This window comes from Bacteroides bouchesdurhonensis, from assembly GCF_900155865.1.
Lineage (GTDB): Bacteria > Bacteroidota > Bacteroidia > Bacteroidales > Bacteroidaceae > Bacteroides > Bacteroides bouchesdurhonensis.
On record NZ_LT707006.1, the window covers coordinates 1,503,784 to 1,517,873 of the forward strand.

10 protein-coding genes are annotated in these 14,090 nt (G+C 39.7%); 4 read left to right on the forward strand and 6 right to left on the reverse strand.

Annotated features, from left to right (window positions below; all coding sequences use genetic code 11):
* Positions 1–16 precede the first annotated feature (16 nt).
* The 4 genes from CZ225_RS06045 (at position 17) to CZ225_RS06060 (ending at position 5,747) form a co-directional block, all read left to right on the forward strand.
* A complete protein-coding gene (locus CZ225_RS06045) occupies positions 17–1,630 on the forward strand; it encodes a PCMD domain-containing protein (protein WP_083714594.1) in 1,614 nt (537 codons plus the stop codon).
* On the forward strand, positions 1,623–3,770 hold the full coding sequence (locus CZ225_RS06050) for a DUF4493 domain-containing protein (protein WP_077155721.1): 2,148 nt from the start codon (positions 1,623–1,625) through the stop codon (positions 3,768–3,770). Before CZ225_RS06045 ends, CZ225_RS06050 begins: the two co-directional genes overlap by 8 nt.
* 2 nt (positions 3,771–3,772) lie before the next feature.
* Positions 3,773–4,447, forward strand: coding sequence for a DUF4493 domain-containing protein (locus CZ225_RS06055; RefSeq protein ID WP_025075174.1), 675 nt, complete (start codon positions 3,773–3,775; stop codon positions 4,445–4,447).
* A 418-nt stretch (positions 4,448–4,865) separates the two neighbouring features.
* Positions 4,866–5,747 (forward strand): M48 family metallopeptidase, encoded by an 882-nt coding sequence (locus tag CZ225_RS06060; RefSeq protein ID WP_083564689.1) that lies wholly within the window; start codon positions 4,866–4,868, stop codon positions 5,745–5,747.
* A gap of 82 nt (positions 5,748–5,829) precedes the next feature.
* Here CZ225_RS06060 and CZ225_RS06065 read toward each other — a convergent pair whose 3' ends face one another.
* The 6 genes from CZ225_RS06065 to CZ225_RS06085 form a co-directional block, all read right to left on the reverse strand.
* Positions 5,830–7,164: an NADP-specific glutamate dehydrogenase gene (locus CZ225_RS06065; protein ID WP_025075175.1), complete on the reverse strand. Its 1,335-nt coding sequence runs from the start codon at positions 7,162–7,164 to the stop codon at positions 5,830–5,832.
* 163 nt (positions 7,165–7,327) lie between these two features.
* Positions 7,328–7,504, reverse strand: a complete 177-nt coding sequence (locus tag CZ225_RS23250; RefSeq protein WP_129585754.1) for a hypothetical protein — start codon at positions 7,502–7,504, stop codon at positions 7,328–7,330.
* On the reverse strand, positions 7,501–9,792 hold the full coding sequence (locus CZ225_RS06070; RefSeq protein ID WP_077153367.1) for an NADP-dependent malic enzyme: 2,292 nt from the start codon (positions 9,790–9,792) through the stop codon (positions 7,501–7,503). The genes CZ225_RS23250 and CZ225_RS06070 overlap by 4 nt, the downstream gene beginning before the upstream one ends.
* A 94-nt stretch (positions 9,793–9,886) precedes the next feature.
* The gene (locus CZ225_RS06075) at positions 9,887–11,497 is read right to left on the reverse strand and encodes a hypothetical protein (protein WP_077153368.1); all 1,611 of its coding nucleotides are present in this window, start codon (positions 11,495–11,497) and stop codon (positions 9,887–9,889) included.
* A 3-nt stretch (positions 11,498–11,500) separates the two neighbouring features.
* Positions 11,501–12,535, reverse strand: coding sequence for an HlyD family secretion protein (locus CZ225_RS06080; protein ID WP_077153369.1), 1,035 nt, complete (start codon positions 12,533–12,535; stop codon positions 11,501–11,503).
* A 13-nt stretch (positions 12,536–12,548) separates the two neighbouring features.
* Entirely contained in the window at positions 12,549–13,868 is a 1,320-nt protein-coding gene (locus CZ225_RS06085; RefSeq protein WP_077153370.1) for a TolC family protein, read from the reverse strand.
* Between the last annotated feature and the right edge of the window lie 222 nt (positions 13,869–14,090).

The window sequence follows — 14,090 nt, forward strand, 5'->3', positions numbered from 1 at the left end:
TCAAATGAGGAAAAAAATGAGAATACATATTTTGGGCATCGGTTTACTAGCTTTTCTATTGGGAGCTTGTATTGAAAATGATATTCCTTATCCCTATATTCCGGGTGAAATTCAAGAGTTTGAAATAGAAGGGCAGACTGAGGATACAAAGATTGATGCAACCAAACGTACCGTTGTACTTACTGTGGACGAGTTGGTGGAACTGGAAGAATTGAAAGTCACAAAGTTGGTGGCTAATTCTGAAGCAAAAATTCTTCCGGATGAAGCTGTTTGCGCTTCTGCCAAGCAGTTTCCTGATTTTAGTTTTACCTCTTTGAGTGATTTGCCCAGTAATGCCAATACAAAGATAAACTTCACGAATCCGGTTAAGATTCTATTACGTACTTATCAGGATTATCCGTGGACTGTTACGGTCAATCAAGTGATTAACCGTACTATAAATGTAGAAAATCAGGTAGGACAGCCAGTTATAGATGAACTGAACCATATTGTCTTGATCTATGTGTCAGCTTCTCAATCGCTGAAAGATGTGAAGATTAACGCATTGGAATTAGGAGGACGCAATGGGAGATTAGTGCCTGACCCAAGCGGTGTGAAGGATTTCAGACGTCCGCAACAGTTTGCTGTTTATCGCGGAGAAAAATATCTTGGTTTGTGGACTGTGGATGTTGTCCAAACTGAGACTACTTCTTCTGTTGGAGAGGTGGAGATCTGGGCGAAAAAAGCAATTGTGAGCGGTGGAGTGAAAGCTGGGAGTACGCCTATCATTGAATATAAGAAAGCGTTGGATAGCAGTTGGAGTCAGTTAGACGCATCTGCTGTAAATATGTTAAGTGCTACTTCCTTTAAAGCAACAATTGCAGGTTTGGAGGACGGTACGGTTTATCAGTGGCGCATTTTAGTAGATGGTGCTGCCGGCAGTGTGGCATCTTTTACTACAGAGAAGATAACAGTGGTTCCCAATCTAAACTTCGATACTTGGATACAGAGTGGAAAGAACTGGTTTGCAAATTCGATTGCTGATGATTATGAAGCTGCCGGAGCCTATTGGGCTACGGGAAATGAGGGTGTTACTTCTTCTTTGGCTGGTGGCAATGATCCTATTACTGTTCCGGTAGAAGGAAGTGACGCTTACAAAGGAAAAGCTGCCCGTTTACGTAGTATTACCGGAGTTACCTTGGTTGGTGCTGCAGCAGGTAATCTATTTATTGGGAAGTATAAAACGAATATGATGAAACCTTCTGCCAGTGTCACTTTTGGACGGCCTTATACGGGTGCGCGTCCCACAAAGATGACGGGATATTATAAGTATAAGCCTGAACCGATAAATAATGGAGGAAGCATTCCGGGTACTTTGACCAAAGACCAATGCCATATATATATAAAATTATGGGATACTGCGGGCAATGAATTTGCTTATGGGGAGTTTGTTGGTTCGGTAGAAGTAACATCATATACTAAATTTACAATTGATATTGATTATAAGAATTTGAATGCTCGTCCTGCTGCCATGACTATTGTAGCTACATCCAGTCGTTACGGTGGAGAATTTGAAGGAGCTAAAGTCGTTGGGCAAGTTGGGCACGGCAGTACTCTTTATGTAGATGAATTTGAATTGTTATATGAATAGAAGAATAAGGATAAAAGCTTTACATATAAGTTGTTTAGTCATTTTGTTTTTCGTGATTTCATGTCAGAGGGAGGAATTGATTTCTGAAAGCGGAAATCTGTCTATTACTCTAACGGATGGAGAAGCAGCTCTAAAAGTTCGTTCTTTACCGGATTTATCAGTTGAGACGGCAGGGCAATTTATTATTAAGATGCAAAATCTCGAGAAAGATAAAGTTGTTTTTGATAATACTCTTTCTGCTTTTAACGTTTCTGCACCTCATTTGTTTATGGCGGGGCAGTATGAAGTGGTAGCTTCGTATGGGACAAATCCGGAACTTGCATTGGATGCTCCTTATTATACGTCGAAAACGATTGCGTTTGATATAGAATCCGGTAAGACGAAGGAATTGACGATTCCTTGTTTTGTTGGCAATTCTTTAGCTTCTTTCAAATTTGGAAATCAGGATAAACTTGAGAAAGTTTTGAAGGATTATTATATAGAATTAGTGGTAGGTGACCAATCTGTGGTTTGGCATCCGGGTGATATAGAGAATCCTTATTTCAAGGCAGGTTCCACGGTTGAACTTTATTTGAAAGGAACGTGGATAGAGAATAATAAAGGGTATAGCAAGAACTTTGCTGTAATCATGCCGGCGCAGAAAGGTAAAAACTATGTGTATACGCTCAATATAGATACATCCAATATGACAGGTGTGATTTTTGATTTACAGATTGAAACCTCTGTTGAAACGGTTACGGTGAATGAAACTGTCCCCCAAGAGTGGTTACCAAAGCCTAAAGTAGAAGCAATCGGATTTGATGATTCTAATACATTGACATATGTAGAAACGGCTGATGCAGCTACTGCTAAAATTGCCTATAAAGCTGTACGTCCGGTAGAAGATGTTGAGTTTACTTTGAATTTTGAAGATGAGAAGCTTTCTTCACTGAATAAAACGTATTTATTGTCTACGCTTACAATAGACGAACGTACTTCATTGGAAGCTGTGAATATTATTTTGCCAACTTTGAATATGGTAGAGGGTGTATTGGATTTATCTGCAATGACTGCTAACTTACTGGCAAAGAATGAAGGCGATGTAAATAACCTAATTGGTGTAAAGGTAAAGGCCAACGGAAGATGGAGTGAAGAAAAAACGTATACAATAAGGACTTTAAAACCTGAGTTTGCAGTATCAGTTTATCCGGGCAATATCTGGACTAAAGAATTAACGGCTAATCCACTTATGGCAACCGATATAAAAACAGGAAATATTGATAAAATTGTAACTGACGTTCAATATCAATTTAGTACAGATGGTAATTCATGGATTCCTTTGCTTTCAGATTTGCGTAAAGAGGGACTTGCTTCCGGAACAACATACTATGTACGGGCTTTGTATCGTGATGAATTAACTAGTGGTGTTACAGAGGTAAGGACATATGAGGCTCTTACTATACCCAATGCTTCTTTGGATGATGGGTATGATACTACCAATCCTAAAAGTAAAAATCCGCTTTATACATTTCAGGGTGGATGGATTGGAACCAGAAATCCATTGACTTGTCATACTAACGGTGCGAATGCTTTTTATGTTTCAAAATCGAGTACTCTTCCTATTTCTGATAATGGAAGTACGGTAGCACACATGATGACAATAGGGTGGGGAGCCGGAAACTCTTGTAGTTTTGGGAACAAAAGTGGTAGTATCATAAATAACATTTCAGCTGGTATTGTTTGTGTGGGAGAATATAGCGCTTCTGAAGATTCTGTTTATGGTAAAGCGGCATATATCCGTCCTACCAGTCTATCTTTTGTATATAAAGCCTCTCCCTACAATGGAGATGAATATCAGGTAGAGGCTTATTTGGAGAATATAACTGATGGTAAGGTTGTAGTGATAGGAAAAGCCTTTCTGAAATCCGGCATTGCTTATTCTTCTTATCAAACAGAAACTCTGTCTTTTGATTATGATCCGACTCAGGAACGTTTACCGATCTCTCATTTGAGAATAATATTTAAAGCGGGAACGAAAGAAGATAAGGATCATTTGGAAGACAAGTTTACTAAGGAAGGAAGTGGATTTGTCTATTCTAACTATTATATCAGAGGTAGCCAATTTTGGCTCGATTCTTTTGAATTGCATTACGATAAATAAATATGAAACAGATTTATATTATTATAATCTTCTTATTGGTAAGTTTTTCTTTTGTATCTTGTAGTGAAGAGCAACATTATACCAATAAGTCTTTCGGATATTTTTCTATTTCGAACCTTTTCTTGAGTTGCGATGAAGAGGTTCATCCTTTGGTTCGTGCCGTGGATACATCTCTTCAGTTACAGATCTGTCAAGGGGGAGAAATCATAAAGGATTATGCTCCTGGAGAAGATTTATCGAAACGTATTGTGCTTCCAGTAGGGGAGTATACATTAAAAACTTTTACTCCAGATCAATCGGAGGCGGTTAATGGTCAAATAGGTGTACCTGTTTATGAAATAATTTCTTCCTTTGAAGTAAGGGAAGGAGATATAACTAGTATTTCTTTGGTTGTTCCACAAGTCAATGTAGGAGTTTGTGTTAATGTATCAGATGAATTTAAGGTGAATTTTCATAATTTATCTGTTACCATAGCTTCTGTGACTGGACGTTCGATTGTTATTTCAGATATAGATACTTTGTCTCCGTATTATTATTTTGCTATTCCTTCTGACGGAAAACTAAAATATACTGTAACGGCTTACAATGCAGATGAAGAAGAAATGACTTTAACAAAAGAAATAGTGGATATTGTTTCGGCTAAGAATTACTCCATTCATCTGGATTTGTCTAATTGAATTTGATTATTACAGGAGTAAAAGAAATACAGATTATAGAAAAATAAAGATTTGTTGTAATCTAAACAGTGTTAGCAAAGTAAGTGAAATTATTCTTTGTTGACACTGTTTTTTTATATTTCCGAATTCTTAGAAAAACAGTTGGTTTATTTAATTCTAATATGTTGCTTTGTCAATAGTTGTATATCTGTAATAAATAACTGTTTTATTTAGGTTTGCAATTACCGGAATATCTCTTGACCGACTATTGCACTTCTTTTTTCTAATTGATTATCATTTTATATCCAGAGACTTAAGGTTTCCGAAGTGAACTAAATATTTTGGATCTATTAAATCAAAATAAATTCCTGATTGTTCATTATTATAAAAGTGCTATTTTTGTTTAATGAAAAAAGGGTATTACTATAATAATATAATTATGAAAAAAGGAATTGTTGCTGTTTCTATGCTTTTGTTATTATCCGGATGCAGTAGCGTTGCTTTGACAGGACGTAAACAACTGCTACTGGTCTCTGATTCTGAAGTCATGAGCTTGAGTAATTCAAGTTTTCAGGATTATATGAAAACTGCGAAAGCCTCTACAAATGTGGCAAATACTGCGATGGTTGTCCGGGTAGGTAAGCGAATAGCCAATGCAGTAGAGACATATCTGCGTAATAACGGTATGGCTGATCAGATTCAGAATTTTGCCTGGGAGTTTCATCTGGTGCAAGATAAAGAACCGAATGCTTTCTGTATGCCGGGTGGGAAGATTGTGGTAAATGAAGGTATTTTGCCTTATACCCAAACAGAAGAAGGACTTGCCATTGTCTTGGGGCATGAAGTTGGTCATGCTGTAGCCAAACATTCTGCTGAACGGCTGAGCCAGCAAATGGTGGCTTCTTATGGCGGGCAAATATTAAATGGAGTGCTTTCTAGCAAATCTACTGCTACACAAGTTTTGGCACAACAGGTTTACGGATTGGGAGCACAATATGGAGTGATGTTGCCCTATTCTCGTAAAAATGAAAGTGAGGCTGATCATCTAGGGTTGGTGTTTGCTGCAATGGCAGGATATAATCCGGAAGCAGCTATAGGTTTTTGGCAACGTATGGCTTCAGCGGGAGCACAAAAAATACCGGAGTTTATGAGTACTCACCCTTCGGATGTATCTCGTATCAACAATATAAAGAAATTAATACCAGAGGCAATGAAATATTACAAAACGGGGCAAACACAACTGCCGGGGCAGTCACAAAAGCAAACTTCCGGAAAATCTTCCGATCAACAGCCCTATCGCTTTGAGAAAGTAACGAAATAAGAGATATGAAAATCCCCGCCTTCCTAAAAAGAAAGAACGGGGATTTATTAACTATAGCTTACTAAATTTGTATTGCGGCTGATTATAAAATACCTTGTGCCATCATTGCTTTTGCAACCTTCATGAAGCCGGCTACGTTAGCACCCTTCACATAGTTTACATATCCGTTAGCTTCTGTACCATATTGAACACAAGCTGCATGGATATTCTTCATGATGCTCTTCAGTTTTTCGTCTACTTCTTCAGAGCTCCAGCTCAGTTTGATTGAGTTCTGAGTCATTTCCAGACCAGATACTGATACACCACCGGCATTTGCAGCTTTACCCGGAGCGTAAAGGATTTGAGCTTCCTGGAATATACGGATAGCCTCAGGAGTAGAAGGCATGTTTGCACCTTCAGAAACAGCTATCACACCGTTAGCAATCAACTTCTTAGCGTCGTCGCCGTTGATTTCGTTCTGAGTTGCAGAAGGAAGAGCGATATCAGCTTTTTCTCCCCAAGGACGAGCTCCTTCTACATATTTGCAACCATATTTTTCAGCATATTCGCGAATACGTCCACGATACAGGTTTTTAAGTTCCATGATGTAATCCAGCTTTTCGCGGTCGATACCTTCCGGATCGTAGATATAGCCGTCAGAGTCGGACATGGTAACAACCTTGCCACCCAATTCGAGTACTTTTTCTACTGTGTATTGAGCAACGTTACCAGAACCGGATACCAGACAAGTTTTGCCTTTCAAATCCATGCCCTTAGTTTTCAGCATTTCCATCAAGAAATAGATGTTACCGTAACCAGTAGCTTCCGGACGAATCAATGAACCACCGAATTCGCGGCCTTTACCTGTGAATGTTCCGGTAAATTCGTGAGCTAACTTCTTGTACATACCGAACATGAAACCTACTTCACGACCACCAACACCGATATCACCGGCAGGAACGTCAGTTTCAGGACCAATGTGGCGCCACAATTCCAGCATGAATGCTTGTACGAAACGCATTACTTCAGCGTTTGACTTTCCACGTGGAGAGAAGTCGGAACCACCTTTACCACCACCCATGGGCAATGTAGTCAATGAGTTTTTGAATGTCTGCTCAAATGCAAGGAATTTCAGAATTGAAAGGTTTACAGATGAGTGGAAACGGATACCGCCTTTGTATGGGCCAATCGCGTTGTTGTGCTGAACACGGTAACCCATGTTAGTCTGCACGTTACCTTTATCATCTACCCAAGTTACGCGGAACTGGAATACTCTATCAGGAATACACAAACGTTCAATCAAGTTTGCTTTGTCGAACTCAGGATGTTTGTTGTATTCTTCTTCAATAGTTGAAAGAACTTCTTCTACTGCCTGATGATACTCCGGTTCATTGGGAAACCGTCTTTTCAAATCGTCTAATACCTTAGCTGCATTCATAATCTTTTTGTCTTTTATTGGTTGTTATAAATTCGATTATCTATTTCTCTAATGCGGTTGCAAAAGTAAAGATAAAAATTAAACTGGCAAACATTTTATAAAGAAAAATGCGATAAAATATCAAATTTGATATTTTATCGCATAAAAAATGGGAAAAAAGATATTATTTATTCTTTTTGATAGACTTATAGACAGGAATAAAAACTAATGCTGCCGAAATGATAAGCATTACTATTGTCATTCCGTCAATACGTTCGGCTTTTGTTAGAACCAAATAGCAAAGCGCCAGCCAAAGGAGGCTGACGCAAACTATTTGTGATTTGGATAATGGTTTTCTCATTGATCTCCTTTTTTCTTCTTTTCAACAATGGCATCGATCACTGCTACGGCAGTAATATTAACGATATCACGAACAGAACTTTCGAAGTCGGTGAAGTGAATCGGCTTGTTCAATCCCATTTGGATAGGACCGATAAATTCTGTATCAGGATCCATTGCTTGAAGCAATTTGTAACCTATGTTTGCCGAACTCAGGTTAGGGAAAACCAGCGTATTTACATCTTTACCTTTCAGACGTGTAAACGGATATTTAGCGTCACGAAGTTCACGATTGAGAGCAAAGTTTACTTGCATTTCACCATCAATGGCAAGATCAGGAAATTCCTTCTGCATAGAGTTGATTGCTTCGTGCACTTTTACAGGACTACCTGAGGTATCAGCTCCAAAATTGGAATAAGAGAGCATAGCCATAACAGGGATATGATTGAAAAAACGTACTGTTTTGTCAGCAAGTTTGGCTATATCAGTCAGAGTTTCTGTGTCTGGGTGACGGTTGATTAGCGTATCGGCAAGGAAGAAAGTACCTTTCTTTGAGTTGAGGATATGCATCGTACCGAAGTGTTTGAATCCGGACTGGATACCAATAACCTCTTTTGCTACCTTGATGGTGTTACTGTATTTGGTATAAATTCCGGTGATAAAAGCATCTGCATCACCAGTTTCAACCATCATCATTCCGAAGTAGTTGCGTTCGAACATTTTGTCATTGGCTTCTTCATAGGTAAAACCTTCGCGAGCACGTTTTTCTGTTAGAATACGAGCGTAGCGTTCACGACGTTCCAATTCGTTCGGATGACGGAGATTTACGATTTCAATACCTTCCAAGCTAAGGTCTAATTGCTGAGCCATTTTGGCGATCACTTCGTCATTACCTAATAATATAGGATGACAGATGCCTTCGGATTTGGCTTCGACTGCAGCTTTCAGCATATTGGGATGGCCACCTTCGGCAAATACAACGCGTTGTGGATTACGGCGAGCTGTGTCGTGCAATTGACGGGTTAATTCTGATTCATATCCCATCAATTCGCGGAGATGGACACGATAAGCGTCCCAGTCTTCGATTTCTATACGTGCTACTCCACTTTCCATGGCAGCTTTGGCTACGGCACAGGAAACTTCTGTGATGAGGCGCGGGTCTACCGGTTTCGGAATAAAGTATTCAGGACCGAATGAGAAATTGTTTACATGATATGCTGCATTTACCACATCAGGTACAGGTTGTTTTGCCAAATTAGCAATAGCGTGTACAGCTGCAATCTTCATTTCTTCATTGATTGCTTTGGCGTGTGTATCCAATGCACCGCGGAAAATATAAGGGAATCCGATTACATTATTAATCTGGTTCGGATAGTCGGAACGTCCGGTTGCCATCAATACGTCTGGGCGGGCAGCCATGGCGTCTTCGTAAGAAATTTCCGGTGTCGGATTCGCTAATGCAAATACGATCGGCATGGGAGCCATACTACGTACCATATCCTGATTCAGCACATTTCCTTTTGACAAGCCGAGGAATACGTCAGCACCTTTAATGGCTTCTTCCAAAGTATGAATGTCAGTACGGTCCGTTGCAAAATATCTCTTTTGTTCGTTCAGGTCAGTACGTGCTTTACTGATGACTCCTTTGCTATCCAACATCACGATGTTTTCCAGACGTGCACCCAGAGATACATATAATTTAGTACAGGAGACAGCAGAGGCCCCGGCACCGTTCACTACGATTTTCACGTCTGCAATGTTTTTGCCGGCCACTTGCAGTGCATTTACCAATCCTGCACTGGAGATAATGGCAGTTCCATGTTGGTCATCGTGCATGACGGGAATATCGAGTTCCTCTTTCAGACGGCGTTCGATTTCAAAACATTCCGGAGCTTTTATATCTTCCAGATTGATACCACCGAAAGTGGGAGCAATTGCTTTAACAGCTTCGATAAATTTATCCGGGTCTTTTTCGTCTACTTCAATATCGAATACATCAATTCCTGCATAAATTTTGAAAAGTAAACCTTTACCTTCCATTACGGGTTTACCGCTAAGAGCACCTATATTACCTAAACCAAGTACTGCTGTACCGTTAGAGATTACAGCTACTAGATTTCCTTTGGCTGTATATTTGTAAGCATCCTGTGGATTCTTCTCTATTTCGAGGCATGGTTCTGCCACGCCGGGAGAATAAGCGAGTGATAAGTCTGTCTGTGTACTATAAGGTTTGGTAGGAACTACCTCAATCTTGCCGGGCTTGCCTTGTGAATGATAGAGCAGAGCGGCTTCTTTGGTTATCTTAGCCATACTAGTTGTATTTTTTGTAAATTATCAATTGGCTGCAAATGTAGGAATAAAAGTTTGGAATTGTAGCTTTATGGCAAAATTATATGTTATTTTATTATCTTTTATTGGATGGAGCATGTGATGTGCGCCAGAATGTATTTTTAACTTCCCGGGCCACATTTTTCCAATTGGGCATACGTTTTAAGGAACGGCGTATCGGGAAGTCGTAGAGTAATAACAACAGAAAGAGGAAAATACATGCATAGGCCACCCAACCGTAAATTTGCTTGATACTTACTTCCATCATTTGACTAATAAACTCTTCCATATAATGACCAAGATGGAATGGATTGCTGCTGAAAGATACATGATCGATTGCCGATCCGTAGCGTCCCAGATTATCGGGTACGTAATAAGCCAGTCCTTGCGAATAGACCGCACAACCTAGTACTCCACCGACTACCATATGAAGCATATTGAATACGCTTAATCCCTGAAAGAAATGTTGGAAGGTCATAATCTCTTCCAGACATACCATGAAAGTGGCACTTAATACAGCATAAGCAAAACCTCTGCAAATCGTTGGCAGATAGAGTTGGGAGATATGAATGTCGGTGGAGAGAGTCAGATAATATCCGATTAAGTAACCTATTAGTCCGGCAAATCCGACAATGATAAGACGTACATAATTATATTGTTTGACGTGCATCCACCAGTAAGAAAACAGGCAACCACCTACAATACCGATGATAGTAAACCAATCTAATTGTACACTGGTCATTTCTTCATATTTCATCACTTCTTCATAGAAGACTTCTTCTAATACGTGTTCTGTTGCCAGAAATGCTTCTACTATCGTAATCAGTCCTAGTAACGGCCAATAAAACCGGTAAGTCCACATCTTAGGTTCAAGAAACGGGTGACGGATGGTCATCATACGCCAAATGCAAAATACTAGGGTGATGATGATTGCTACCGATAATTGCCGGATAACAGGACTGTTCCACCAATCGTACCAATCACCATAATTAAATAGGAAAGTGATTTCGGCTAATAAAGCTGTCCATAAAGCTGCGCCTAGCCAATCAATACCAAATAGTGGGAACTTACGCATGAAACGGAAATGTTTAACGCAAGTAAACTGTATAAATAAGACTATTAACATTAATCCTACGATAAAGAGGTGCATATAGGTCCAGTTGTAGTGGTACATTAAATAAGTCGTTATCAAGTCAGACAACTGAATGCTGCCTAAAATAACAATATGAAGCCATGGAAAGAATACGGTGAAATCTCGTGTTGGTGTCATCCACAATTGGATATTAGACATACATTCAAAAGTTCCCTGAATTTTGCACATACCTTCAATGAAGCATACCAACCACAGAAGTGGAAGAAAGCTAATGGATGGTGCTATCAAATTGCAAATCAAAACTCCCAATGCTGCCGATGTAAGCAGAGTTTTATTGGTAAAGCGGAACTTCATTCGGAATAACAACGGAAAGTAGATCGCCATTCCCGCCAGATTGGCGTACATGCACATGAGGATATCTTCACGCATCAGCACTTTGCCACCGATTATTTGATTCAATGCTCCCAAATAAACCCCTCCCGATAATTGGAAGGTAACAGCAATGAACAGGTAAATCCATGGTTGTATTTTCCGTGGCACAAAGCTACGGAACATCGGCATCGTAAAAGGACCGTTTAAAATAGGTGCTCCCATACATTAATATTTTACTTCACATTCTACATTGAACCCTGCCCGTAAACGCTTCAACTCTTCGGGCTTGTTTCCTTTCAGGCTGATGCGAACGGGGATACGTTGCTCTACTTTTACGAAATTTCCCGTTGCATTATCTTGTGGAATCATAGAGAAAGCTGCTCCTGTTGCATCCGATATGGATTCTACAGTTCCTTTGAAAATTATATTCGGCACTGCGTCTGCAGTCATTTCTACTTCGGCTCCTTCTTTAATATGAGGTAATTGGGTTTCGCGATAGTTAGCTATGATCCATAGGTCACTATTATCTACAATATCAACCATTGTTTGTCCCGGTTGTACCAGTTGTCCTTCCTGTATTTCTTTTCGCCCTGTAGTTCCATCGCATGGAGCAATGATAACTGTATAAGAAAGGTTCAGGCGAGCAAGTTCGAGAGCAGCTTCTGCCAGGCGGACTCCTGCTTCATTTTGTCCTAAGCGGTGAGTCTGTTCACTTTTAACTAATGATGTAGACTGTTTGGCACGTGATACTTGTTCGTAACGTGCTTTTGCTGCTTCGTATGCCGTATGTATATTATCATATTGTTGTTTGGTAACTGCATCGTCTTTCAGTAGTTTCTCAAAACGATCCAGTTCACGTTTGGCATTTTCCATTTGTACGCGAACTTCTTCTATACTTGCATCATTTACACTCAGATTGTTTTGAGTGGTGGCAATACCAATGGTAGTAGCTTGCTTTCCTGCCGTAGCATTTGCCAAATCTGCTTCCGCCTGAGCAACGCGAAGGCGAAACTCCATATCTTCGATGATAAGCAATGTATCACCTTTGTGTACCGGCTGATATTCTTCAAAACAGATTCTTTTTATAAATCCCGGTACGCGGGTATTGATCGGAGTAATGTGCTGTTTAACTTGTGCGTTATCAGTATATTCTATACTTCCCAAATGAAGAAAACGGGAACAAACATAGGCTACACCGCCGATGAGGAAACAAAGAATCAGAATATTATATATAATCTTTTGAGTTTTTCTAGCTATCATAATCTATTGTATTTTAAAGGGTATGTGTGATATATTTCATTTTGTAGTAACTGTAGATCACGTTGATACGTGCATTAACCAGAGCGAGATCAGCACTTAGCTTCATATTACTGGCGTCAAGCATATCGGTAAGTAACACCAGATCGTTTTTGTAACGGTTGCTGGTTACACTGTAGTTTTGATCGGCCAGTTCCACGCTTTTCTCTTGTGTGCGTAAGTCGGTGAAAGAGGTAAGGAAATTAACGTAATTGGCTTGAACACCATTCTCAACTTGTTCTTGTGCAAGAGTATATTCCTCTTGTGATTTTCGTATATTCAATTTTGCCTGACGGACTTTCTTATTGTTTTTGAACAATGAAGAAAGATCGTATTTGATTCCTACCCCTACATACCAATAATTAAAATTGTTATTCAATACCGGAACTTCAATGGTGATGGGACCATCCAAATGTTCTCCTGCAACAAGAGCAATTTTGGGAAGGAGCTCCGAACGTTCCAGTTTAGCCTTCTGTTCGTTCATTTTCACCGCTAGCTGTGCTTGCTGCAAACCTACATTGCTTTGAGTAGCCAATTGCTGCCAGTCATTTTCTGCCAGTGCTTTCACTTCTTTTTCTAGTAAGGTTGGATCAGGAATGATTTCTGTTCCGGCAGGTAAGTGAAGAGTAGTCACTAATTGATGGTTCATGATTTTGCAAGCATCTTGAACTTTGGCAAGCTGTAATTTCAAAGTCTCTTTTTGTAATTCATAGCGGGTAATATCATTTTTCAAAGCCGTTCCTTGTGTGCGTCGTACTTTCATGTTACGTATTACTTGTTCTGTCAAATCGAGATTTTTCTGTAGCACTTGCATCTGATTGCTCAGTTTATACAGATCTAGGTAATAACCGGTCAGAAGAAAGCGTATTTCCTGACGGTTCTTCTGCCAATCTAATTCACTCATCTTTTGCCCGAGTTCAGCCAGAGCGATTCCGCTGTTGATTGCTCCACCTGCATAGATTACTTGCTGTGCTTCCAGGGCGAAGTTATTGCCGAAATGAGGCATCGGGATATTCTGACCATTTGTGAAGTCACGATCCCATAAATATCCATCACCAAGATAACTGAACGACAGTGAAACGCCTATATCCGGCAACCGTTCTGATTTGGCGGCTTTTACAGCTTCATCAGCTGCCTCTTTCCCGGTTTTGTATGTTCGGATACTCTGGCTATTTTCATCAGCCAGACGAAAGATATCATTAATGCCCAACACCTGTTTTGATGACGTCTGGGCAAACAAACCCTGACTGCATAGTGCCACGCATAGCGGTACTATGAGCCTTCTTTTTTTGCTCATAAAGTAAAATAAATAATTAATGTGATTAAAATATACGCTCTTATATCATGCTTTCTTTCTCTAAGGTCAGCGTTTTGCGTCGTGATGAGTCATTAAAATGAGAATTATCAAATTTGTGCAGCTACTCCCCAACCGTGGAAATCGTGCATTTTGTTCTTATAGCGAATGGAAATTTGATAATACTTAAGTTTCATATTGATACTTGCTTTCTATTTTGATTTG